The 25,414-nt window shown below is 40.1% G+C and carries 21 protein-coding genes and 1 other annotated feature; of the genes, 11 read left to right on the plus strand and 10 right to left on the minus strand.

The window, feature by feature from the left end; genetic code table 11:
* Positions 1-147: 147 nt before the first annotated feature.
* Entirely contained in the window at positions 148-813 is a 666-nt protein-coding gene (locus tag CXF88_RS07850) for a cytochrome b/b6 domain-containing protein (protein WP_101086363.1), read from the plus strand.
* A 103-nt stretch (positions 814-916) separates the two neighbouring features.
* Here CXF88_RS07850 and CXF88_RS07855 read toward each other — a convergent pair whose 3' ends face one another.
* On the minus strand, positions 917-1,366 hold the full coding sequence (locus tag CXF88_RS07855; RefSeq protein WP_101086364.1) for a cytochrome c: 450 nt from the start codon (positions 1,364-1,366) through the stop codon (positions 917-919).
* 315 nt (positions 1,367-1,681) lie between these two features.
* Between CXF88_RS07855 and trpR the strand changes: the two genes are divergently transcribed.
* Positions 1,682-1,960: a trp operon repressor gene (gene trpR / locus CXF88_RS07860; RefSeq protein WP_101086365.1), complete on the plus strand. Its 279-nt coding sequence runs from the start codon at positions 1,682-1,684 to the stop codon at positions 1,958-1,960.
* A 273-nt stretch (positions 1,961-2,233) separates the two neighbouring features.
* On the opposite strand, the gene CXF88_RS07865 is transcribed toward trpR, so the two are convergent.
* Positions 2,234-2,611, minus strand: coding sequence for a hypothetical protein (locus tag CXF88_RS07865; protein ID WP_101086366.1), 378 nt, complete (start codon positions 2,609-2,611; stop codon positions 2,234-2,236).
* A gap of 247 nt (positions 2,612-2,858) precedes the next feature.
* Complete coding sequence (gene slyD / locus CXF88_RS07870; protein ID WP_011638355.1) at positions 2,859-3,425, minus strand: peptidylprolyl isomerase; 567 nt, start codon at positions 3,423-3,425, stop codon at positions 2,859-2,861.
* A 543-nt stretch (positions 3,426-3,968) separates the two neighbouring features.
* Positions 3,969-4,091 (plus strand) — a sequence feature (Thr leader region).
* Positions 4,092-4,153: 62 nt separating this feature from the next.
* Here slyD and thrA point away from each other — a divergent pair.
* From thrA to CXF88_RS07890, 4 genes are all read left to right on the plus strand, one after another.
* The gene (gene thrA / locus CXF88_RS07875) at positions 4,154-6,622 is read left to right on the plus strand and encodes a bifunctional aspartate kinase/homoserine dehydrogenase I (RefSeq protein ID WP_101086367.1); all 2,469 of its coding nucleotides are present in this window, start codon (positions 4,154-4,156) and stop codon (positions 6,620-6,622) included.
* Positions 6,619-7,578 (plus strand): homoserine kinase, encoded by a 960-nt coding sequence (gene thrB / locus CXF88_RS07880; protein WP_101086368.1) that lies wholly within the window; start codon positions 6,619-6,621, stop codon positions 7,576-7,578. Before thrA ends, thrB begins: the two co-directional genes overlap by 4 nt.
* Before the next feature lie 46 nt (positions 7,579-7,624).
* Positions 7,625-8,908: a threonine synthase gene (gene thrC, locus CXF88_RS07885; protein ID WP_101086369.1), complete on the plus strand. Its 1,284-nt coding sequence runs from the start codon at positions 7,625-7,627 to the stop codon at positions 8,906-8,908.
* Positions 8,909-9,092: 184 nt separating this feature from the next.
* Positions 9,093-9,635: a hemerythrin domain-containing protein gene (locus CXF88_RS07890; RefSeq protein ID WP_101086370.1), complete on the plus strand. Its 543-nt coding sequence runs from the start codon at positions 9,093-9,095 to the stop codon at positions 9,633-9,635.
* Positions 9,636-9,767: 132 nt separating this feature from the next.
* On the opposite strand, the gene CXF88_RS07895 is transcribed toward CXF88_RS07890, so the two are convergent.
* The 5 genes from CXF88_RS07895 to CXF88_RS07915 form a co-directional block, all read right to left on the minus strand.
* Positions 9,768-9,953: a DUF3545 family protein gene (locus CXF88_RS07895; protein WP_101086371.1), complete on the minus strand. Its 186-nt coding sequence runs from the start codon at positions 9,951-9,953 to the stop codon at positions 9,768-9,770.
* A gap of 179 nt (positions 9,954-10,132) precedes the next feature.
* Entirely contained in the window at positions 10,133-11,770 is a 1,638-nt protein-coding gene (gene pgi / locus CXF88_RS07900) for a glucose-6-phosphate isomerase (protein WP_101086372.1), read from the minus strand.
* A 15-nt stretch (positions 11,771-11,785) separates the two neighbouring features.
* The gene (tal, locus tag CXF88_RS07905; protein WP_101086373.1) at positions 11,786-12,739 is read right to left on the minus strand and encodes a transaldolase; all 954 of its coding nucleotides are present in this window, start codon (positions 12,737-12,739) and stop codon (positions 11,786-11,788) included.
* A 296-nt stretch (positions 12,740-13,035) separates the two neighbouring features.
* Positions 13,036-14,154, minus strand: a complete 1,119-nt coding sequence (locus CXF88_RS07910) for an OmpA family protein (protein WP_101086374.1) — start codon at positions 14,152-14,154, stop codon at positions 13,036-13,038.
* A gap of 392 nt (positions 14,155-14,546) precedes the next feature.
* Entirely contained in the window at positions 14,547-16,913 is a 2,367-nt protein-coding gene (locus tag CXF88_RS07915) for a phosphoketolase family protein (RefSeq protein WP_101086375.1), read from the minus strand.
* Positions 16,914-17,435: 522 nt separating this feature from the next.
* Between CXF88_RS07915 and CXF88_RS07920 the strand changes: the two genes are divergently transcribed.
* Together CXF88_RS07920 and yaaA are read left to right on the plus strand one after the other, a co-directional pair.
* The gene (locus CXF88_RS07920; RefSeq protein ID WP_101087192.1) at positions 17,436-18,872 is read left to right on the plus strand and encodes an alanine/glycine:cation symporter family protein; all 1,437 of its coding nucleotides are present in this window, start codon (positions 17,436-17,438) and stop codon (positions 18,870-18,872) included.
* A gap of 101 nt (positions 18,873-18,973) precedes the next feature.
* Positions 18,974-19,750 carry a peroxide stress protein YaaA gene (yaaA, locus tag CXF88_RS07925; RefSeq protein WP_101086376.1) on the plus strand — a complete coding sequence of 259 codons (777 nt, stop codon included), beginning with the start codon at positions 18,974-18,976 and terminating at the stop codon, positions 19,748-19,750.
* Between the two features lie 92 nt (positions 19,751-19,842).
* Here the strand turns inward: yaaA and CXF88_RS07930 are convergent, their stop codons facing one another.
* Positions 19,843-21,288, minus strand: coding sequence for a M20/M25/M40 family metallo-hydrolase (locus CXF88_RS07930; protein ID WP_101086377.1), 1,446 nt, complete (start codon positions 21,286-21,288; stop codon positions 19,843-19,845).
* A gap of 132 nt (positions 21,289-21,420) precedes the next feature.
* On the opposite strand from CXF88_RS07930, the gene CXF88_RS07935 reads away from it, so the two are divergent.
* Positions 21,421-21,717, plus strand: coding sequence for a metalloregulator ArsR/SmtB family transcription factor (locus CXF88_RS07935; protein ID WP_011638342.1), 297 nt, complete (start codon positions 21,421-21,423; stop codon positions 21,715-21,717).
* A 509-nt stretch (positions 21,718-22,226) separates the two neighbouring features.
* On the opposite strand, the gene rpsT is transcribed toward CXF88_RS07935, so the two are convergent.
* Positions 22,227-22,493, minus strand: coding sequence for a 30S ribosomal protein S20 (gene rpsT, locus CXF88_RS07940; protein ID WP_059744082.1), 267 nt, complete (start codon positions 22,491-22,493; stop codon positions 22,227-22,229).
* 261 nt (positions 22,494-22,754) lie between these two features.
* On the opposite strand from rpsT, the gene murJ reads away from it, so the two are divergent.
* Both murJ and ribF read left to right on the plus strand, forming a co-directional pair.
* The gene (gene murJ / locus CXF88_RS07945; protein ID WP_101086378.1) at positions 22,755-24,314 is read left to right on the plus strand and encodes a murein biosynthesis integral membrane protein MurJ; all 1,560 of its coding nucleotides are present in this window, start codon (positions 22,755-22,757) and stop codon (positions 24,312-24,314) included.
* 135 nt (positions 24,315-24,449) lie between these two features.
* A complete protein-coding gene (ribF, locus tag CXF88_RS07950) occupies positions 24,450-25,385 on the plus strand; it encodes a bifunctional riboflavin kinase/FAD synthetase (RefSeq protein WP_101086379.1) in 936 nt (311 codons plus the stop codon).
* Positions 25,386-25,414 lie beyond the last annotated feature (29 nt).

Raw genomic sequence — 25,414 nt, forward strand, 5'->3', positions numbered from 1 at the left:
ATCCTCTTTATAAAGCAAAGCTTCTTTGGTTGTCTTTTTTAGCTGCGTAAGCATGTTTATTTGTATTAGTTTGTAAACCTTCTTGTTTTATTTATTACTGATGAGTTTATAATTTGTCAGTAAAGAATAGTAATAAGCAGGTTATTAATGAGTATAGAACAACAAAAAATAAAGGTATGGGATTTTCCAACACGTTTTTTCCATTGGGCTATGGTGTGTTTAATTGGCGGATTATGGTGGACAGCCGAAATAGGTGAAATGCAGTGGCATCAGATATTGGCGTATCTATTGATGACTCTGATTACATTTAGATTAATTTGGGGCTTTATCGGAAGTGACACCGCTAAGTTTACACATTTTTTTGTTGCACCTAAAAAAGTTATCGCTTACGCGAAAGCCCAGCCTAAACCTTCGTCACTTGGGCATAATCCACTAGGTGGTTATATGGTGATTGTGTTGCTGGGATCGCTTGTGTTGCAGTTAAGTACCGGTTTATTTGCAACAGATGATATTTTTACTGAAGGTCCGCTGATATATCTCGTTTCGTCAGATACTGCGGGGTGGCTAACCTGGCTGCATAAAATTAATTTCAATCTTATTTTGGTTTTGGCTGCGGTACATATTATTGCCGTGTTAGTGCATGTTTTTAAGGGTGACAATGTACTTAAAGCCATGTTCAGCGGTTATAAACAAGTTACCGAGCAGGTCACTTCACCTATGTTGCGTTCGCCTTGGATGGCGTTAGTTATCGTGTCAGTTATTTTTGCTGCTATTTGGTGGTTGTTACTCGAACCTGTGGTCAGTTTTTTATAATTCCAGGTTAATTAAAGCCAATATAAAAGCCCATAAAGATGGGCTTTTATCATTTTCACTATTGAGTAGAGCTACTTATACTCACCAGAGCTAACTAATCAAATTAGTCTTTTTTGTAAACGTCGTGACAACCTTTACAGCTTTTACCAGTGTTAGCAAAAGCTTGTTTAATGCTATTTTTATCGCTTGATTTAGCTGCAACAGCTAATGCCGCGGCATTATCTTGAAATGCAGTCATTTTGCTATCAAAATCGGCTTTATCTTGCCAAATTTTAGCTAGTGCTTCGGTATCACCTTTATCTGAACCAGCAATAAAACCTTCATGTGGTATTTTTGATAGCGCTGCAACATTATCTGCACGAGCACTAAATACAGCAGCATCAAAAGGTTTTTTACCTTTTAGCATAGCGCCCATATCACCAAAGTTATAAGCAATTAAGCCGAAAGCAGCTTGGCGGTATTCAATGGCATCTGCAGGTTCTTCAAAATTATTCGCAAACACAGCAGGGATCATCATTGCGGTTGCCGCAACCGTTAGTAATATCTTTTTCATCGTCATCCTTCACTTTTTTGTGGGTGGTACCGGTTCCATAAGCACAGATATCCACATAATTATGCTAAATTTTAACTAAAGTGCTAACCATTAAGTGTTCAGCCTACTGCTTAGTCGAGTTTTTAGCGCTTAGTTATGAGGGTATTACATCTCATTCTACACAATTTTATAAGCATTTTGCGATATCTTTCATCAATAGCATCCCGCAGTTATTTTTCATTTTTCATTACAAGTTTATCGGTAGCAATTTTGCTAATCGACGTCTTTCCTTGGTACACTTGTAATGTCTGGGCATTACTAAAAAGAGAAAAAACAATGCGTGCCAATTGGAATTTAGTGGTAGAAAAAATATTAACCCATGCAAATGAAGATGATTTGTCGGTGTTGTTTCATTTATTATTAACCGAAGAAGAGCGAAGTGCAGTTTCTGGGCGTTTACAGGTGTTCCAAACGTTATTAGCAGGGGAATTGAGTCAGAGACAAATTGCTGCAGAACATCAAGTGAGTATTGCAACGATTACACGGTGTTCAAATTATTTAAAAAATATGCCAGTAAATCAAAGAGACTTAGTTAAAAAATTGATTCTAGATTAACAATTGATTCTAAGCTAAGTAATTGGTCATCGATTCGCATCGACACAATATTTCAGTCCTCAATGCTGATAATTCAGTGCTGATAAATCACCAATATAACTGACTCGATAGGTGTCTTTTATTACCTATCGAGCCTAAAGCATTGCTCATAAAATCAAATAGACACCCATCGATTTTAATTACATTAGGTTCACTATTAACACTTGCTAATCAATTCATTATGCTGTTTTGTTCAGTTAACCTTTTTGATCCTCATTGCAATAATAAATCTGACTATTGGCTAACTCCCCGCGGTAATCTGTGATGACGATAACTTAAACGTCTTAAAAATAGGTATCCACCATACGTGGTTAGGCACAGAGCAAAAAGTGTGCTCGAATCTCTAGGGTAAAAACGATAAAGGCTCACGGCACTTAATACGTAAATAAAGGGTAATAGACCATAAATCGTTTCGGGGATTAATCCTGATTTGCGTTTACGTTTGGGATCGGTTCTACGGTTCTTGGAACGTAAGTTGTAAATATGTGCACCATATAAATACACTACAATTGAAGCAATAAGTGCATAATTAGGTTCAAGAAGAAAAATACTGACACTGCCTACAAGCATGTAAGTGAACGGCAGTAATTCATACAGCGGTTTAATTAACATAAGCACTCCGTCGCTAGTTATTAATTATTATATTGGGTGTCAATTAGTGAGGATTGCATCACCCAAGTTATCCTTAACGGTCGATACAATAAATCTGACTAATTGATGTAATTAACTGGTTAAGATTAACCTAAAGAAAAAGGTATCGCCTAGTGAATAGACAATACCTTATGATATTTCAACCTTTCTACTGACAAATAGACATGAAAGATAGAATGAGTCACTTATCTATTTAATCAATAATGAATTAACGACAGCCACAGCCGCCATTTCCATCACAGCCAGGTTTCTCTGTGCCACATGATTCATGGTCGTGTCCGTGATCGTGTCCATGGCTACCACAGCCGCCTTCTGCATGGATATGTCCATGAGATAGCTCTTCTGCTGTTGCTTCTCTTACAGCAATAACTTCGACACTAAAATGCAGTGACTGACCCGCTAGAGGGTGATTACCATCAACAACGATGACATCATCTTTCACTTCAATTACTTGAACAGGGCGTTGACCCATTTCAGTTTCAGCGATAAAACGCATACCTGGAACGATATCTTCGACATCACCAAATGCACTGACAGGAACTTCTTGCTTTAAACCTGGGTGATATTCGCCATAGGCTTGTTCCGCAGGGATCTTTGCCTCGATATTTTCACCAACAGTTTTACCTTCCAAAACTGATTCAAGTCCAGGAATTAAATTTTCAGTGCCATGTAAGTAAACCATTGGTTCACTTTCAAATGAACTTTCTACTAATAGACCTTGCTCATCAGATAAGCGGTAATGAATAGTGACCGCCGCATGTTTTGTAATTTTCATATCGCCTCCAATTGTGATGTGAGTATCATACCGTATTTTGATATAAGGCTGCGATGACTAACATCAGTTTTTGGTTATTGAATCACAGCTTTTTTTGTTTTGTCTTATGCTGCATGTTTTACATCGACTGATGGTGAAAATAAATCATTTAATTGGTGTAGGAAATAGCTAAGGCGGATAAATCATCTTGGTTACACATTTATTGGCAATCTTTTTATGAATACATATTAAGTTACTACTTCTATCATTATGAAATTGTTGTATTTACTTAACTTTGTTTATTACTCTTACGTCTACGTTAACGTTGGATAAGGCAATCAATAATGGTTATCACTACTCATTATCGATTTTTAACAACTTAATTATTAAAAAAATCAACTCAACTTAAAAAATAACTAGTAAATAAACTGTAATGAGGGGTTGACAACCTTAGGTTAAAAAAGCAATTCTGTTAGCCAACGTGGATCAGCTATTTAATCTAATTAAATATTATCGGCAGTTAACATTTAACTTAACGAAGAGAATCATCAAATGTTTACCCTCATGCTCGTTGTAATTACAACCATTACAACCACCACTATTACAATAGTGGGGGCGGGCTGATTACACCCTAAAAGATTTTGCATAAAAAGCCCGCTTCTAACAACTGAAGCGGGCTTTTTTGTTTTTATTCTAATCATTTGATTTTAATTTAATGTTGTCACTTTATGAGTGACAAGGAGAGCGACATGAAAGTAATGAAATTTGGTGGAACATCGCTAGCGAATTGGCCTCGTTTTTCGATGGCGGCAGATATTATTGCTGATACGGCTTTGACAGAATCTGTTGCTACAGTGCTTTCAGCTCCTGCCACAGTGACCAATGCGCTTTTAGAAATGGTAGATATAGCAGTTGAACAACATGATTATCAACCGGTATTAGATCATATTCATTTGGTCTATAGCGGGCTGTTTTCTGACGCGGCGGCATCACTTATTACGGCTCTTCAACATGAGCTGCTGATTGGGAAATTAACGGCACAAATGCAAGTTTGGAAAGATAAACTTTACGGTATTAAACTGCTAGGCGAATGCCCTGATAGTGTTCGTGCTGAAATAGTGGTGACGGGTGAGCGTTTATCTGCGGCATTAATGGAACAAGTTATGTTAGCGAAAGACATCACTTCAGCACAATTAGATCCAGTGGCGTTATTTTTAGCGCATGGTCAGCCGTTGGAGTCGGTCGTTGATATTGCGGTGAGCAAACCTCGCTTTACCTTATTACCGCTTGATCAATATCGAGTATGGGTGATGCCTGGTTTTACTGCTGCAGATGCTCAAGGCAAAGTCGTAACATTAGGTCGTAATGGTTCTGATTATTCTGCCGCAGTGTTGGCCGCTTGTTTAGACGCTTCTAGTTGTGAAATTTGGACTGATGTGGATGGAGTTTATAACACTGATCCACGTGTTGTGGCCGACGCTAAATTATTGTCACAATTAAGCTATCAAGAAGCGATGGAACTCTCATATTTTGGCGCCAAAGTGTTGCATCCTAAAACGATTGCGCCAATTGCTCAATATCAAATTCCTTGTTATATCAAAAACAGTTTTAATCCATCCGCTCCCGGCACGCTAGTGTCTAATGACGATGATAAAACTGGTTTACAAGTTAAAGCAATTTCCAATCTTGATAATCAAACCATGTTTAACGTATCGGGCCCTGGTATGAAAGGCATGGTCGGTATGGCAAGCCGAACATTAGCGGTTATCTCTCGCTGTGGCATCTCGGTTTCTCTTATTACGCAAAGCTCATCTGAGTACAGTATCAGTTTTTGTGTGGCAACTTTAGATGCCAATAAAGCGAAATGGGCATTAGAGCAGGAGTTCGAGCTAGAAATTAAGAGTGAATTACTTGAACCGATTGAGTTACGTCATGACCTGTCGATTGTGTCTTTGATCGGTGATGGCATGAAAACCCACAAGGGCGTAGCGGCTAAGTTTTTTACTGCGCTAGCTAAAGCCAGTGTCAACATCGTTGCCATTGCGCAAGGGTCATCTGAGCGTTCTATTTCTACTGTTATTCAACAGAAAAAAACCAAACATGCTATTGGAGCATGCCATCAAGCATTTTTCGATGTTCAGCAGTATCTTGATGTTTTTTTAGTCGGTAGCGGTAATGTGGGGGCTGGATTACTCGATCAAATCAAGCAGCAAAGTGCGATGTTAAAAGAGCAGCACATTAGTGTCAGAGTTTGTGGTATCGCCAATTCACGCCAAATGTTGTTGAATAGTGAAGGCATTGAACTTAGTGAGTGGCAGTCATTGTTGGCCGAGAAGGGTCAAGCGTATGATTTAGCTAAGCTACTTGAGTGGGGGCAAGAGCAGCAATTACTTAATCCTGTACTGGTTGATTGTACATCAAGCGAGTTAGTGTCAGACCGTTACCTTGATGTGATGAATGCCGGTTTCCATGTCGTCACCCCAAACAAAAAATCGAACACTCGTGATTATGCTTACTATCAAGCATTGCGTAAAACGGCTTTAACTCAGCGTCGACAGTTTTTGTATGAAACGACGGTAGGAGCTGGTTTACCGGTTATCGATAACTTGAAAAAATTAATGTATGCCGGTGATAAGCTACATAAGTTTAATGGTATTTTATCTGGGTCATTATCTTACATTTTTGGTATGTTAGATGACGGTATGAGTTTATCGCAAGCGACAGCAATTGCCCGTGATAAGTGTTTTACTGAGCCTGATCCTCGTGATGATTTAAGTGGTATGGATGTCGCCCGTAAAGTCTTAATTCTTGCTCGCGAAGTGGGTTTACCTTTGGAGTTAGACGACATTAATGTGGAATCGGTATTGCCTGCTGATTTTGATGACTCTGGCGATGTTAATCAATTTATGGCCAATCTTGCTTCATTAGATGAGGTTATCTCAGCTCGAGTAGCGGCGGCTAAAACCGAAGGTAAAGTACTGCGTTATGTTGGCCAAATTGAAGAGGGGCAATGCCATGTCAGAATTATTGAAGTCGATGCAACTGATCCATTATACAGCGTAAAAGGTGGCGAGAATGCGCTGGCATTCTATAGCCGATATTATCAACCAATTCCCTTTGTATTAAGAGGCTATGGTGCCGGTACCGATGTTACTGCTGCTGGGGCCTTTGCTGACGTATTAAGAACCTTAAACTGGACTCGTGAGGTTGGGTTATGAATCAAACGTTAAAAGTAAGCCAAGACACGCTTACTGTGTATGCTCCAGCGTCTATGGGCAATGTTGGTGTTGGCTTTGATTTGCTTGGCGCAGCATTAGCGCCAATTGATGGCTCATTATTGGGCGATAGAGTGATGATTAGCGCTGCTGCCAGCGGGGTTGAATATAGCCAAACAGGTGAATGGGCACATAAATTACCGAGCGATGGTAAGGATAATATTGTTTACCAATGTGCTGAGTTTTTTTTAAATAAATTACAACGACAAGATGGTGTCACTGTTTGTCTAGAGAAAAACCTGCCAGTCGGCAGTGGGTTAGGCTCTAGTGCCAGCTCTGTAGTCGCTGCGTTATATGCCTTAAATGAACATTTTGGACAGCCTTTTAACCAGCAAGCCTTATTAGCATTGATGGGCGAGTTTGAAGGGAAGATATCTGGCAGCGTGCATTATGACAATGTAGCGCCATGCTATTTAGGCGGCATGCAGCTAATGCTTAATGCCAGCAACAAAGCATGCGCTGCTATTCCAAGTTTTGATAGCTGGTATTGGGTTATCGCTTACCCGGGAATTTCATTATCTACTGCCAAAATGCGCGAATTGCTGCCGCAGCAATATGATAAGTCTGTAGCCATCGATTTTGGACGTTACTTAAGTGCATTTGTTCACGCGAGTTATCAGCAAGATGCCGCATTAGCGATTGAGATGCTAAAAGATGTTTTGGCTGAACCTTATCGTGCATCCGCAATTCCTGGTTATACCGAAGCGCGATCAGCATTAGCTGAATTAGGCATGCTGACTAGTGGTATTTCTGGCAGCGGCCCAACATTGTTTAGTGTAACCGACGATTTAGCCACTGCAGAAAAAGCCAAAAACTGGTTGATGCAGCATTATATTTCGGAGCAAGGTGGTTTTGCACACGTTTGTAAATTAGATAAACTAGGCACGCGCTGCGTGTAACGCTCTCTTTCACATTATTGATATTGAAATTTAAAAGGCAGTCGCAATGGAATTATATAACTTAAAACACCCATCGCAGGTAGTTAACTTCAGTCAAGCGGTTCAGCTGGGTTTAGGTAAAGATAGAGGATTGTTTTTCCCAAAGTCCATTCCTGTACTATCCAATATAGATGCATTGCTGGCATTACCCTTTGCTGAGCGAAGCAAAAAAGTCTTGGGTGCTTGGTTAGCGGATGAACTAGGGCAGGAAAGTGTTGATAAGCTCGTTGATAAGGCATTTACCTTCGATGTACCACTCGTTAAGGTTGATGATAAACGCGCTTGTTTAGAGCTTTTTCATGGCCCTACATTAGCGTTTAAAGATTTTGGCGCACGGTTTATGGCCCAATGTGTTGATTTACTTGCTGGCAATAAAAAACTGACCATTTTAACCGCAACATCGGGTGATACTGGCGCTGCAGTAGCGGATGCATTCTATGGTTTAGATAACGTTAATGTAATGGTGTTATACCCAAAAGGTAAAATTAGCGAACTACAAGAGAAGATGTTTACCACCTTAGGTAAAAATATTCATACTGTGGCAGTAACGTCTGACTTTGATGCGTGTCAGCATCTGGTAAAACAAGCTTTTGATGACAGTGATGTTCGCGATGGCTTAGCGTTAAATTCTGCTAATTCGATTAATATCAGCCGTTTATTAGCTCAGATATGTTATTACTTTGAAGCGGTAGCGCAAGCAAAGCAAGCTGGACATAATGAGCTTGTGATGTCTGTACCCAGCGGTAATTTTGGTAACTTAACGGCCGGGTTATTTGCTAAAGCCATGGGGTTACCTATTAAACGTTTTATTGCAGCAACCAATAGCAATGACACTGTACCGCGTTATCTCACTGGTGGAGAATGGCAGCCACATAAAACGGTAGCGACTATGTCAAATGCTATGGATGTGTCAGAGCCAAGTAATTGGCCTCGTGTTGAAGCGATTTGTGAGCAAATGGGCTGGCCGTTATCATTGGTAGCTGGCGTGGCTCTTTCTGAAGATGATACCGCTGGCGCTTTAGCAGAACTTTATCAGTTGGGTTATCAATCAGAGCCTCATGCGGCGATTGCAGCTCATGCATTAACGCTTGGCCTAAGAGGTAACGAAACTGGTGTATTTCTAGGTACAGCGCATCCTGCGAAGTTTAAAGATGTGGTTGACCGTGAGTTGGCCATTAATTTGCCGTTACCTCCTGAATTAGCTGCAGTGGCACACAAAACGATTCTGTCAGCAGAATTAGATGCTGATTTTGGTCAGCTTAAGGCTCATATGTTTGCTGTGTTAAAGTAACCCCTTAGCTTCAAATATCTAACACCTAATATCAATGAGATTGGCATTAGGTGTTTTTTTATATTTCAATATTATGATCTTGGTCATACCTCATAATGCTTATCACAGTGTAGATTAGTAAAAGACGCATTATTGGCTATTATTTATACATTGGTGTTTTGTAGATAGATGACGGGAGAAGGTTATGTTGCAACGTTTAATGCGCGATCATAAGCATATTGCCATTTTGTTGAATATCCTTTCGAATAAATTGACTCGATTGGCTGAAGGTAACGGAGTTAATTTTAATCTGGTTAGGGATATCGTTGAGTATATGCAAGGCTATGCTGAGCATAGTCATCACCCGTTGGAAGATATTATTTTCGATTATTACAGTAATAAAACGGGTTTAGCGAATTGTGGCCAACTTTATAATGAACATCATCGTTTGGCTGAGGCATCGGGTGCTTTAGTTTATAGCTTGAATATGATTCTTTCGGATGTGGTTATCTCGCGCGACAAGTTGATTAACGATCTGCAAGAATATATTGACCTACAACAATTGCATATGCAGTATGAAGAACGGGAAGTATTTCCTAATTTTGTTAAGGCATTAGACAATAACGATTGGCAAAAAATCAACGTGTTATGTCAAAATCGCTTAATTGAAGATCCGTTATTTAATGATAATGATAAAACGATTTTTGAAGATTTACGGACCTATATTGAACATTCAGATAACAAATGATGTGATTATTCTGGGCTAGAGGGTTGTGATGTACATTCATAACCAACCTATAAATTTTGGCAAACAAAAAGAGCGCTCTATGCGCTCTTTTAATCGATTTTATCGTTAAGTGTTAAATGTGGTGGGATTCAATTAAAGCACTAATGTATTAACATCAAAATCGAATGAATCATCAATATCTTGCAATTCCTTGAGTAAACGCTGTTTATCCTTAATGGTTTCAATTTCACGCCATTTGCGTTTTTTTGACGAGCTTTTTGAGCGGGTTGGTCTTTCAACAACTTCGTCTAGCGCACCACCATAGTCTAATCGATCCATGGTAACCTCCCTTGTTATTATGATGTCTCTGCACAAATAAGTACCATATTTCAGCTATAGGGTGCAATAGTTGTGTTGCATTTACGTTACTAATAAATCACAGTTTAGTGAATTTGATATCAAAAACGCATAAAAAAACCTCAGCAAGCTGAGGTTTTTATTTAAGGCTAGTATTTGTTCTATAGCTTACCTTTACGATACAGGTTCACTAATGCATTGCTCGATGCATCTAAATCGGTAGCATCTTGGTCGGCACCAATTCGTTCAAGCACATCATTGCCTAATTGCTTACCTAGCTCTACACCCCATTGATCAAATGAGTTTATCTGCCATATAGCACCCTGAACAAAGGTTCTGTGCTCATATAGCGCGATTAACGCACCTAATGTTGTTGGCGTTAGCTTATCCATCAATAAGGTATTACTTGGCTTGTTACCAACCATTACCTTATGTTTTGCTATAAGCGGTTTTTGTTGCTCATCAAGCTGGCTATTGCTTAGTTCAGCCAGTGCTTCATCGTAGGTACGACCTTGCATTAAGGCTTGGGTTTGCCCAAAGCAGTTTGATGCAAGTTGGTCATGATGTTCACCCAACGGATTGTGGCTTTGCAACGGCATAATAAAGTCGGCAGGAATAAGTGCTGTGCCTTGATGTAGCAACTGATGATAGGCATGTTGACCGTTGGTACCTTCACCGCCCCAAATGACGGGACCGGTGCTGTAATCGACGTCAGTGCCATCGAGTGTCACTGATTTACCATTACTTTCCATGTCGAGTTGTTGAAAATAAGCCGGAAGACCACGTAAGTAATGATCGTAGGTTAAAATGACATGTGATTGAGCACCATGAAAATTACCATACAATACAGACAACATAGCCATGATGACGGGCATATTTTGTTCGATAAGCGTGTTAGTAAAATGCTCATCCATTTGATGCGCGCCATCTAACAAGTCTTTAAAGTTATCCATACCAATAAGTAGCGCGATTGGTAAACCAATGGCTGACCATAATGAGTAGCGTCCGCCAACCCAATCCCACATTGGGAATATGTTGTTAGCGTCCATACCAAACTCAGTTGCCTTAGCCACATTTGATGTTACAGCAACAAAGTGTTTCGCCACATCTTGTTGACTTGCACCTTGGCCTAAAAACCAATCTTTAGCGCTAAGGGTATTGGTAAGAGTCTCTTGAGTACTGAATGATTTTGACGACATCACAAACAATGTGGTCTCAGCATTGAGATTTTTTAATTTTTCACAGATTGAAGTTGCATCAACGTTGGCGACAAAATGGCAATTAAGCCCTGCTTGCCAATATGGTCTAAGCGCTTGTGAAACAATTTTAGGTCCAAGAAATGAACCTCCAATGCCGATACTGACGATATCTGTAATCGCTTTACCGGTATAACCTTTCCACTCGCCTGATTGCACCGTGCCAACAAACTTAGCCATTTTAGCTAATGTTTGTTGCACTTCAGGAACGATATTCGCTCCTTCAGCAATAATCGTTTGAGTTGCTTTACTGCGTAATGCAGTGTGCAATACTGAGCGCTGTTCGGTGTTGTTAATCACATCACCATTAAACATTGCAGTAATTTTTTCACTCAGTTTTGCTTCTTTAGCGAGAGAGAATAGCAGCTTAAGTGTTTCATCGTTCACACGGTTTTTAGAGTAATCTAAAAACAGACCACAAGCCGCAACGCTCATTTGCTCAAAACGTTGTGGGTTTTGGGCAAATAATTCGCGCATGTGAGGTAGTTGACTTGAATGGGTTTGTAGCGCCTTCCAAGTCGTGCTTTGAGTCAGTGTAGTCACGAGTAAAGCCTCCAACTAGCTTAAGTTTGTTTTTAGCATAACTTCTAGTTTGCCTTGATCGATGGCAAAATTACGAATGCCTTCTGCCAACTTATCTACTGCCATTGGGTCTTCGTTAAATGCCCAGCGGAATTGTTCTTCAGTGAGTGCTGTTGGAGCCGACTGTGTTGCTGGTGTCGCAACCAATTTCTGAATGATTTCTACATCAGTATTGGCTAATTCTTCTAGTAATGCAGGGCCAATCGTTAGACGGTCGCAACCTGATAATTCAATAATCTCACCAATATTTCTGAAACTCGCACCCATTACAACAGTGTTATAACCATGTTGCTTATAGTAGTTGTAAATCTCAGTAACAGAGACCACACCAGGATCGGTTTCTGCAGTGTAATCTTGGCCTGTGTCTTTTTTATACCAATCTAGGATGCGACCCACAAAAGGCGAAATAAGGTATACGCCAGCTTCTGCACAGGCTCTTGCTTGAGCAAAGCTAAATAGCAATGTTAGGTTACAGTTGATGCCTTCTTGTTCAAGTACTTTTGCTGCGCAAATACCTTCCCAAGTCGAAGCTAGTTTGATCAAAATTCGTGATTTATCAATTCCGGCTTCTTTATATAATTTGATTAGCTTATGAGCTTTGTCGATTGAGCGTTGCTTGTCAAATGATAAGCGAGCATCGACTTCTGTTGAGATACGACCTGGTACTAGCTTTAAAATTTCTACGCCAATATTGACTGCAAGTTTGTCGCCTGCATCTTCAATCTGTTGTTCAATACTTTGGCTTTGAGTTTTAGCCCATTCAATTGCATTCTCGATAAGAAAAGCATATTCAGGGATCTGAGAAGCTTTTAAAATGAGTGATGGATTGGTTGTTGCATCTTCAGGCTGGTAACGCTTAATAGCTTCTATGTCGCCGGTATCAGCAACGATGGTCGTGAATGATTTGAGTTGCGCGAGTGCATTGGCCATGGAAATTTCCTCTCGTTAAGCAATGAATATAGATCAATGCCTTTATTAGAAGCGATTTTAGGAATTATTCCAACTTTATTTGTAAAAAAATTACGAAATTATCCGCTGTTTTCGCTTATTTAAAGCCATTATTGTTGCTAAATAGACAGAATTGGTCAGTTTATACGGTACATACTTCCAATTCTATTACCGCTACGTCAGTGGCAGCCACTGGTGTACTAGTTTTTACGTTGTTCTGAAAATAAAAAAGTCGCTGCAAGCAGCGACTTCTAAAGTATAGCGTATCTATATTACAATTAACGTAATACTACGCGCTTTTCAGTACCCGTCACGATAGCTTCGATACGACGGTTAACACGGTTAGCTTCAGCTGAGCTACCTTGCATAACTGGTTTAGTGACACCGTAACCAACAGAATTGATACGGCTCATGCTAATGCCATACTTTTTATTTAGTGCACTAGCAACAGAAATCGCACGACGCTCAGAAAGCTTCATGTTGTATTCTGCTTTACCTACGTTAGACGCATGGCCTTGAACAGATACAGTGTGTTGTGGGTATTTAGTTAAGTGGTCAGCAAGTTTTTCTAAATCAGCAAACGAACCAGCACGGATTTCAGCTGAATCATTAGCAAATAAAATACCACCTAAGTCATACTTAGTTGTAACGTTTTCATAAACACTACAACCAGTCGCATCAACTTTGTGAGTTGATGGTGTGTCTGGACATTTGTCGATGTTGTTTGTTACGCCATCTTTGTCATCATCACCTAGAGCAACAACAACGGGTGCAACAACAACTGGAGCAGCAACTGGAGCTGGAGTAATCGTACCAAAACGGTAGCTTAGAGCTAGACCCCAATAGTTACTTTCCATTTTTAAGTTGTTTAATGCGTCAGCGTCTAAATTTTCGTAACGACGATATTTCGCTTCTAACTTAAGATTGTCGGTAAAGTTATAACCAACACCAGCGCCAGCAAATAATCCTACGCCAGAATCACTTAATTTCTGACCATTAACTGTTTGTTGGTTTTCTAATAGGTAACTATAAGTACCTATTTCTGATGATAAGCTCCACTTGTCAGCAAGTGGGTAAAAACCAACTAAACCTAGACTAACGCCGGTAGCTCCGACATCGTAGCTTTTAGTATCGTAATTAGTCCATTCAGCACGGCCTAGGTCACGATAACCTAATTCGATACCAATGTATTCGTTGAATAAATAACCGCCGAACAAGTCCCAAGCATATGGGTCATCTTCACCACATACTTTCATGGTTTTTTGGTCGCAGCTAGGTTCATAGTTATTGACGCCTACACCACCACCGATATACCAAGGTGTTAGTTCTTCTGCAGCTGATGCAGCAAAAGGCAACATAGAGGTGAGTAATACTACTTTTAATGTGTTCTTCATCATATATACATCCATTGTTATTTTACTCCACCAAATATGCATGTAACGGAGTTGTTATTTTCATGCATTACTGACGCTTAATGTGGTGTTTCTTTGTATTTTAGTCAGCGGCGCAATTATGGTCGGTAATTAGATGTTTTTCCATAGTAAAAAGGATTAATATTTTGTAATAGTTCACTATGCTACCTCGTTGCCATATAAGTGAAATCTTAAAAATATGAATAAAAACAGAAGGTAATGTTAATTGTTTGACGCTCTGAACGATTAGATTTATTATAAAAATATTGTTAATATTTTTAATGAGTTACTCAAGAAACATGGTTAGTTATTTTTTTTGAGGGTTAAAAACAAAAATACGTCCAATTAGGACGTATTTTACGTGAGTGGTAGCTCTGTTAACGTGTCCACACCCAGTTTTCGATCTCTTCAGGGTCGACACCGTTTGCTTTGATGTAGTTTTTGTGGTCTACCAAGCGTTGTAACATATCGGTCGTGATGGTCACATGTTGTGATTCATCAATTACGCCTTGCTGGAACAACTTGTATGCCATATCGATAACTAAATGGTAGCGAGAAGTACCGTTACGCACACCCATATCAAATGGTGTAGTCGTTGAACCTTCTTCTTCATAACCTTTAATACGGAAGCGACGGTTACCTTTATAATCAAATACAAGCTTTTTGATGGTGTTTGGGTAGCCATGGTAGTTGAATACCACACCTTTATCTTCAGTGAAGACTTCATCCATCATCCAAGGCTTGCTTTGAAACTTAAGACTACCTAAACCGCTGCTGTGAAGTTCTGAGACACTTACAAAGCGGATGCGCACTCTTGGTAAAATCTCACGAATTAATACCAGTGAGGCCATACATTCTTGCGTCGCGTAGTCACCACAACCTGCAAGTACTACATCTGGTTTGTCATCAGAGGCGAAATCCCACACCATGATACCGTCTTTAGCTTGCTTACGGGCTTCATCAAGTGATAACCACTGTGGTAACGACTTTTTACCCGCAACAATAATGTTCAGTTTATCGCGATCAGCGTAAGCACGTTCAGTGTAAACCAAGGTACTGTTAGCATCTGCAGGTAAATAAGCAGAAATAATGTTCGGATGTTTCTCTAACATAGCGCCTAGGAAAGACGGATTCTGGTGAGAATAGCCGTTGTGATCTTGGCGTTCTAATAGTGAAGACAATACGACGTTACATGCAGGGATAGGCTTACGGAAATGGATGCCTTGGCTTGCATGAACATATTTACAATATTGATCTGCCATTGATGACACTACCTGAGAGAAAGATTCGTAGGTAGGGAACATGCCGTGACGACCTGTTACTGTGTAACCGTGTAACATACCGAAAAGTAAATTTTCAGATAGGAGCTCAATCACGCGGCCATCGCGAGACATATCTTGATCCCAGCTTTCGATTGGCCACTGCCATGCGCGGTCGGTTTCTTCAAACACAGCTTGTAGTTGGTTTGAGTATGTTTCATCAGGGCTGAAGATACGTAAGTTACGTTGATCGCGGTTTAGTTTGAAAGCATCACGCATCCACTCACCCATTTTCAACATTGAGAAACCACGTTGACCACGAGCTGTTTCTGAACCGTAACCCAATTTGTTTAAATCTGGATTTGCTAAAGCACGTACAACTTCACCGCCGTAACTCAGACGTTGACGACCACAACATAACTCTTTTGGCGGCATCAAAGACATAATGTCTTTATCAAATATCAATTCACCGCTTTCAGTGGTTTGCACTAATTCGTCAAACTTATAGCTAGCCAACCACTTATCAAGTGCTTCAAGATGGCCTTTATCTTTGGCGCAGTTGCTCACTATTACTTGATGAGATTCACAGTTACCAGCAAGTTTCTTACCATCGTATTCAGAAGTACCAGTCCAACCTTTTGCGGTTCTCATTAAAATAACTGGCCAGCGTGGTTTAACGACATCTTCACCTGAACGTGCGCGACGTTGAATGTCATTGATCATGTCATATGACAAGTCCATTGCTGCGGTCATTTGTTCAAAAATATCGGTTTCCATTTCATCATCAACGATGATTGGGTGATAACCAAGACCACGGAATTCTAAATCTAGCTCTTCATGGCTCATTCGGCCCATACGAGTAGGGCCTGAAATTTTGTAACCGTTAATATGTACGATTGGTAGCACTGCACCGTTGTTATCTGGTGAGACTAAACGGTTGGCATACCAAGATGCAGCTAATGGACCTGTTTCTGCTTCACCGTCACCAATTAAACAGGCGGCAATAAGATTTGGGTTATCTAATACAGAGCCCCAAGCAACTGAAAGTGAATAACCAAGCTCACCACCTTCTAATATTTGACCTGGTGCTTCAGGATTCGCATGTGATGGATAACCGTAAGCTGCTGAGAATTTTTTACAGATATCTTCGATACCCGTTTCTGTATAAGGTATGGTCTCTGGGTAGAAATGGCTTAATGAACCTTCTACAAATAAGTTAGCTTGTACTGCTGGGAAACCGTGGCCAGGGCCAACAAGGTAAATGAATTCACGATTATGCTTAACAATAAGACGGTTAACGTTAGCGTAGACAAAGTTGATACCAGGACACGTTCCCCAGTGACCAAGTAAACGAGGCTTGATATCAGTATGTTGTAAAGGACGCTTAAAAAGTACGTTTTGCTTCAGATAAATTTGCGATGTCGCCAAGAAGTTAGTCGCTCGTACGTATTTTTTTAGTGCAGTTATTTCATTTGAGTTAGTCATTGTGACCTCGATTAAAAGTGAAAATAATTATTTAACTTTCTTTGAGAACACTGTATCTGTAATTTTATTACAATAATGTGGCCTTTATCTGATTTTTGACGAGTCACTTTTAGTTCAGATCGCATTTTTGGTTGATATGTCGATAATTACTTGAAATTTAATAACGATTTGCCAGTGCTTTAAGCATAGAGCATTAATAATAGAAGTGATAAAGTGTGATGGATGTCACTTGTTGCTTTTTGTTTTATTTGTGTTGCTTCAACGTGTTATTTACTTAGGCAATGTATCAGGTAGGTAACGTTGTTTTAGCATTCACAGCCCTTGGTGATCTATACCTATTAATCCACCATCATTAGCTTTTATAATGGCGCCTTTATTTGGCACTTTTATTTGTTTTACCGTTTGACACATAGCAGCTTGCATATGAAGTGCCAGGTCTGTCCATTATGTGCTTTAACATTCAGCGCAATAGCCTGATACAAAAAAATAACCTTATAACGGGGAAGATTAGACAATATGGCAATGTTAGAAACGATTATTAATTTTATGAATAGCCTACTTTGGGGCAAGCTATTAGTTTATGGACTAGTAGGCGCTGGGTTATTTTTCACCATTCGTCTCGGTTTTATTCAAGCCACTCATTTTGTTCATGGCATTAAAGTATTGGCTATTAGCCGTCGTCCAGGTAAGCATGGCTTATCATCATTTCAGGTTTTTTGTACCAGTATGGCAGCACGTGTAGGTGCTGGTAACATGGCTGGTGTGGCTGTTGCAATTGGTACCGCAGGACCAGGTGCCGTGTTCTGGATGTGGGCTATTGCGGTACTTGGTATGGCTACCGCAATGATTGAGTCGACCCTTGCCCAAGTTTATAAAGTGAAAGATGGTGATGGTCAGTACCGTGGCGGGCCTGCTTATTATATGGAGAAAGGTCTTGGTCAACGCTGGATGGGTGTGCTGTTCTCGATATTTTTAATTATAGCCTTTGGTTTAGTGTTTAATGCAGTCCAGGCTAACACCATAACTGGTGCTATGACTCAGGTGTTTGGTTTTGAGCCTGTCTATATTGGAATTGGTATTGTTATTTGCAGTGCCTTTGTGATCGTTGGAGGCCTTAAAAAGGTTGCTAAAGCGTCTGAGTTAATTGTGCCCGTGATGGCTATTGCTTATATTGCCATTGCTTTTGTCGTTGTGGGTATGAACATTGAAAAATTACCCGACATATTCATGTTGGTTATCAATAGTGCATTTGGTTGGCAAGAAGCTGCTGCTGGTGGTGTTGCATTTAGTGTTTCGCAAGCAATGCAAGCTGGTATTGCCCGAGGATTATTTTCAAACGAAGCGGGTATGGGGAGTGCCGCAAATGTTGCTGCAAGTGCATCTCCAAATCCTAACCATCCAGCATCGCAAGGTTTTGTGCAAATGATGGGCGTGTTTGTTGATACCATTGTTATTTGTACCGCAACCGCAGCGATTATTTTATTATCTGGAGATGCAGCTTCTAGCTCGGATGGTATTGCCAAAACCATTAGTGCATTAACCAGTCATGTGGGTGATTGGGGTGGAGCATTTATTGCTTTTGCCATTTTACTCTTCTGCTTTACGTCTATTATTGCCAACTATTCTTATGCAGAAACCAATGTAATGTTCTTGTCTGGCAATAGTAAAAAAGCCTTACCTTTATTTCGTTTAGTGGTTTTAGGTATGGTTATGTTTGGTTCTCTCGCTAAAATTAGTTTGGTTTGGGATTTAGCAGATGTGTCGATGGGGCTAATGGCCATTGTTAACTTAGTGGCATTAGTCTTGTTGTCTGGTTTGGCGGTTAGAGTGATCAATGACTACCGTGAACAGATAGACGCTGGTATTGATCCGGTATTTGATACTAGTAAGTTTCCGGAGTTAGCCGATCAATTAGAAGAAAAAATTTGGCCTAACTCAGCAGAGCCTGTAAAAAAATAGCATTTACCTATTAGGGTAATCGAAAAAACCATGCTACAGCAGCATGGTTTTTTTTTATCAGTTCAGTATGATGACATTATGATTTTACTTGGAGCGTACTTATGCTGGTTTTAGTTTCACCCGCGAAAACATTAGATTTCGAAAATCCACCTATAACTAACACCCATTCTCAGCCGTGTTTACTTAAACAAAGCCAAGCATTGATTGATGTATGCCGTGAATTAACACCAATGGATATTGCCAGTTTAATGAAAGTAAGCGATAAAATTGCCGGGCTTAATGCTGCTCGTTTTGCTGACTGGCAGCCACCGTTTAGCCTTGATAATGCTAAACAAGCTATATTCGCATTTCGAGGTGATGTCTACACCGGTTTTGATGCCGATCATTTATCTGAGTCACAAATAGCTTCTAGTCAAAAGCATCTGCGTATTTTGTCTGGTTTGTATGGTTTACTTAAACCGTTGGATTTAATTCAACCGTACCGGTTAGAAATGGGTACCAAACTAACAAACTCACAGGGTAGCAATTTATATGCTTTTTGGGGCGAGACTATCACTGCTGAAGTGAATAAGGCCTTGAAAGAGCAGGGTGACGATATCATTGTCAATTTAGCGTCGAATGAATACTTTAAATCGGTCAACGTTAAGCAGCTTGAAGGACAGTTGATTACACCAGTATTTAAAGACTGTAAAAAAGGTCAATTTAAAGTGATTAGCTTTTATGCTAAAAAAGCGCGCGGATTGATGGCTCGTTACATTGTGGATACTAAACCTACTAGTGTTGAACAATTAACCGAGTTTGATCTTGAAGGTTATTATTATAACGAAGTGCAATCGACCCCTACAGCGCCAGTGTTTTTACGAGACGAACAAAAATAACGCTCTCTGAAATAATAAAACCAGCTTGATAAAAAGCCCTTGAATAAGGGCTTTTTAATGTCTGAGTGTTAAGCTCGATTGAGATAAACCGATTAGTGTTGTTCTTTTTGCTGAGTAACAGGCCTTAAATCGATTTCTGATTGCGCCATCATATAAGCAAATTGTGCATAAGCAGCGGCACTTTGCGCTAGTTTCTTGGGATCAATTTTATCCAAGGTGTCGTTAGGAGTGTGGTGATAATCAAAATAATCTGAACCATCTTGATTTAACGACGCAACTGGAACGCCTAATGCTGGTAGAATTGAAACATCTGGGCCACCAGACGCTTCATTATTGCCTAGCTCAACGCCGTTTAAGCTCATAGCTGAATGTTCTTGTTTGACCTGCTCAAATGTCGCGGCATTAACGTTAAAATCAATTTTATATACGGGTCCTGCACCAAAATCAGATTCTGCGGCAATATAGTGTTTATCTAATTCATCAGCATGTTGTGCCGCATAGGCTTTACCGCCAACTAAACCGACTTCTTCTGCAGCGTATAATACCACTCGAATAGTGCGTGCTGGCTTTTGTGGTAAGTCTTGGATAAGTTTAGCAGCGGTGGTGACAATCGCCACACCAGCGCCATCATCAATCGCACCTGTACCTTCATCCCACGAATCAAGATGAGCACCAATAAGGACGATTTCGTCAGGCTTACTGCTACCTGTGACTTCTGCAATGACATTATAAGATGTGGCTATCCCTAGATTTTCTGAGGTCAAATTTAATGATAGTGTGATGTTTGGATCGCGCTTTAACATCGCATTAATTAAATCGGCATCTGGATTCGACATTGCTGCCGCAGGAATTTTAGGCGTTCCTTCTTCATATCGCATCATACCAGTATGGGCCATTCTGTCATGATCCGTCCCAATAGAGCGGATAACGATGGCAACCGCTCCTTTTTGTGCAGCAACTATAGCTCCTTGAGAGCGACCACCTACAGCTTCGCCATAACCTTTACCTGTAATATGGCGTTCAGTTTTGTGGTCGATGAATACAATTTTGCCTTCGATGCGTCCAGGTGATGCATTAGATAACTCTTCTAAGCTGTCAAAGCGTACAATTAATGCTTGAATACCGTTAACCGGTGTTGCCACGCTTCCACCTAAGGCGGTAACGACTAATGGCTGATCATAAGGCGCCACGATACTTGCGTGGGCGCTACCTCTTGACCATGCAGGAACTTGAACAGACTCCTTGTACACTTTATCAAATCCGAGCAGCCACAATTTTTCCATTGCCCAATCAACCGCAACTATATCTTTATCCGTGCCAGCTAATCTTGGTCCAACTTCAACGGTGAGTGATTCGACTATGTCATAACTTAAGCGAGACGATAAAGCTTGTTTAGCTAATTGTTGACTGATTTTTGCATCATCAGAATCATTAATCACTAATTGTGGTGCAGTGGCTTTAGTTGGTGACGTTGTTTGACAGCCAATAAGTGCTGCAAAAATGGCACCGACGAGAGTGGCTCTTTGATAGTTTTTCATGAGTTTCCTTTGATTATTTTAGCTAAGTCTCATTTTTTACAACAATCTACCAAAAAGTGTGCTTTATGTCCCGACTCTATTTGTAAGGGAACGCTATATTAGAGCGGGGTTAGATGAGGAGAAGAGCGCGTGATGAATATAGAAAAAATGCAGCAGCAAGCAGATCATGCGGTCGTATTGCTAAAAGCATTAGCAAATGAACGTAGATTGTTTATTTTGTGTCATCTTCTTAATGAAGGTGAAATGTGTGTTGGTGAAATGAATAAGAAGTTGGGGTTGAGTCAATCGGCATTATCTCAACATTTGGCATGGCTTCGTAAAGACAATTTAGTCTGTACTAGAAAAGAAGCACAAACCGTTTTTTATTCATTAAAAAGTAATGAGGTAAAAGAGTTAATTCAAGTATTAAATAATATGTATTGTTATTAAATTGACTCCACAAACGTCTTAACTGATGCATCTCATTGATGATGTCTTAAGTTAAGACGTTTAGTTCTGTAAATTATATACACGCCATATGCCGCTTACTGGCCGCAATTAAGACACTTCAAACCACAAACCTGCAATGTATCAATATTTTCAAAACCACCAACAATCAACTTTCAACTTTCAACTTTCATAAAATTGATCGTTCTCCCGTTGAAATGAGTGAAAGCTTTCATACTGTCTTTCTACAGGCTTAGTTAGTCGCCAATATTAATAGTATTAAATTAACCGTTAAAACAGCTCTCAAGCGCAACTTGCTTTTAATCAGACTATTTTTCAGGGTCAGATCATTAATAATTTTGACATTATTATATTGATACTAATCTGTTGAGTTGAGTTGAGTTGAGTTGAGCTGAGATAGGGGAAGTTGCAGATGAAAAAGATAGATAGGTAAAATTTAGTAATAAAAAAACCGGCCTAAGCCGGTTTTTTGAATCTTAATCTACAAAAACTTAAGCTGCGATAGCTTTGATTTTTGCATTTAAGCGAGCCTTCTGACGACCGGCTTTATTCTTATGAATAAGACCTTTAGTCGCCATACGGTCAACAATTGGTTGTGCAATAGCGAACGCTTCTGTAGCCGCTTTATGGTCACCACTTTTGATAGCAGCGATGACTTTTTTAACGTATGTACGTAACATAGAGCGACGACTAGCATTATGCTGACGACGCTTTTCAGACTGAAGCGCGCGCTTCTTTGCAGACTTGCTATTAGCCAAGGTGCAACTCCTAAAAACTGGATTTGATACTTTTAAAGGCCGAGGAATATGCCTGCTTTTTGTCGTCTTGTCAACGACTACAGTTGAATAATCATCATAAAGATAAATTAATCCAACCTAACATGCCTAACTTCAACCCACTCGTGTAATATGTGGCGCAATTCTACCAGCTCTTTGGTCTGTGTGACAGGGCCATAATAGAATATTTATTAATATATCCCATTAATTTTCGTTGAAGTGTGTTTGTGCCTGGGGGGCTGTTTGAGCAAAAAATTATTTAAATCAGGCTTGATTGTCAGCGTTATGACGCTGATTTCACGAGTATTAGGTTTAGTTCGAGATGTAGTGATTGCGAACCTAATGGGAGCAGGCAGTAGTGCTGACGTGTTCTTTTTTGCAAATAAGATACCTAATTTTTTAAGGCGTTTATTTGCCGAAGGGGCTTTTGCGCAGGCATTTGTGCCGGTACTGACCGAGTACCAGGAAAAAATGACCCCAGAAGATACACGCGAGTTATTAAGTAAAGTCGCTGGTACCTTAGGTGTACTAGTGACAATTGTTACTTTGGTTGGTGTTGTTGGTTCTCCAGTATTAGCTGCTCTTTTTGGTGGTGGCTGGTTTGTCGATTGGTTAAATGACGGGCCTAATGCAGAAAAATTTGAACTGGCTTCTGTCATGTTAAAAATTACCTTTCCGTACTTATGGTTTATCACCTTCACAGCCCTAGCAGGATCAATCCTTAATACTCGTGGACGCTTTGCAGTTTCAGCCTTTACGCCAGTATTTTTGAATGTGGCGATTATTGCCGTGGCTTTATGGTATGCGCACACATTAGAAAACCCTGAAATTGGTTTGGCTTGGGGGGTATTTGTTGGTGGATTGATTCAGTTTTTATTCCAAATACCTTTCTTAATTCGTGAGAAAGCACTTGTTATGCCTACGTGGGGATGGCATCACCCTGGTGTGGTAAAAATTAGAACCTTGATGATCCCAGCTTTATTTGGTGTGTCTGTGTCGCAAATTAATTTATTGTTCGACACTTTTATAGCCAGTTTCCTGATGACCGGATCGATTAGTTGGTTGTATTACGCAGACCGCCTATTGGAGTTCCCTTTAGGATTATTTGGTATTGCCATCGCGACAGTGATTTTGCCTGCATTATCGCAAAAACATGTTAATGCCCAAGGCAGTGGCTTTAACCAAACGATGGATTGGGGAGTAAAAGCCATTTTACTCTTAGGCACACCGGCTATGTTAGGACTGATTATTCTTGCTAAACCAATGCTGATGGTGTTGTTTATGCGTGGTGCATTTAGCCTAAATGACGTTGAAATGGCTTCGTATAGCTTGGTTGCTTATGGCTGTGGTTTGTTAAGTTTCATGATGATTAAAGTGTTAGCTCCAGGATATTATTCGCGTCAAGACACTAAAACTCCGGTTAAATATGGCATTATTGCCATGGTTAGTAATATGGTGTTTAACCTTATTTTTGCCATTCCATTTGGTTATGTGGGCTTAGCCATTGCGACCTCAATGTCTGCGCTATTAAATGCGGGTTTGTTATATCGAGGTTTGCATAAAGCGGGCGTTTATCAAATGAGCCGACAAACGTTATTTTTCTCGTTTAAAGTGATTATTTCTACAGCCTTAATGGCCATTGGCATTGTTTATTTTATGCCGCAACAAAGTACATGGCTCGAATGGCACACCTTTGAACGGATGTTTATGTTGATTGAGCTCATTGTTGGTGGCGCGGTTATTTATTTGTTGAGTTTACTCGCATTGGGTGTACGGCCTTGGAAAATTAAACGTCAGGGATAATTTATCCTACGTGAGAGACTTAGGCATATCGGCTGATTATCCAAAATTCGCTGTAATAATCTGAGGTTGAAACTCGCATCTGACATTGGTTTGGGTATATAATCTGCCGATTTGCAATAGGCAGTATTGAGCGTAATGGAATTAATCCGCGGTATACACAATATTTTACCTTCTCATCATGGTTGCGTTTTGACCATTGGGAATTTTGATGGTGTCCATCGTGGCCATGCACAGGTGATCAGCAGCTTGGTTAATAAAGCGCATCATTTTCAACTGCCTGCAATGTTAATGACCTTTGAACCGCAACCGCAAGAACGTTTTCGTGGTACAGATGCGCCGGCACGTTTGAGTCTTCTACGTGATAAAATTAGATTGTTAGATGAGCTTAAAATTGATCAGCTACTTTGTATCAATTTTACTGAAGCCTTTGCTAGTCAACCTGCTGAAGCGTTTATTGAAGAGTTACTGGTTAAAAAACTCGGGGTTAAATATCTCGTTGTTGGAGATGATTTTTGTTTTGGTAAAGGTCGCTTAGGCAACTTCGATATGCTCGTTGCTGCGGGTAAAGAATTTGGCTTTACTGTGGTCAGTACACAAAGCTTTGTTGTTGGTTCGTTGCGAGTAAGCTCTACTGCAGTGAGAGAACAACTAGCGTTAGGGCACTTAGAGCAAGCAAGGCGGTTATTGGGTCATCCTTTCATTTTAAGTGGTAAGGTTGCACACGGGCAAAAATTAGGCCGTACAATTGGTTTTCCAACAGCAAATATTGCCTTAAAACGACACGTAGTACCTGTAAGAGGGGTGTTTGCGGTTCGTTTGTACTGGGATGGCAGCGATATTTATGACGGTGTGGCTAATGTGGGTTTTAGACCCACTGTAAATGGTCAAACTTGCAGATTAGAAGTCCATTTGTTTGATTTTAGCGGTGATTTATACGGCAAACGAGTGGAAGTAGAATTAGTAGCAAAGATCCGTGATGAACAACCTTTTGAGTCATTGGACGCGCTAAAAAAACAGATTTTAAATGATGCAAATGAAGCTCGCGCTTTATTTAGCAACGATGCTAGCTGAAATGAATCAGCTTTAAATAATGGTATGGG

The sequence above is a fragment of the Shewanella sp. ALD9 genome, assembly GCF_002836315.1.
Taxonomy (GTDB): domain Bacteria; phylum Pseudomonadota; class Gammaproteobacteria; order Enterobacterales; family Shewanellaceae; genus Shewanella.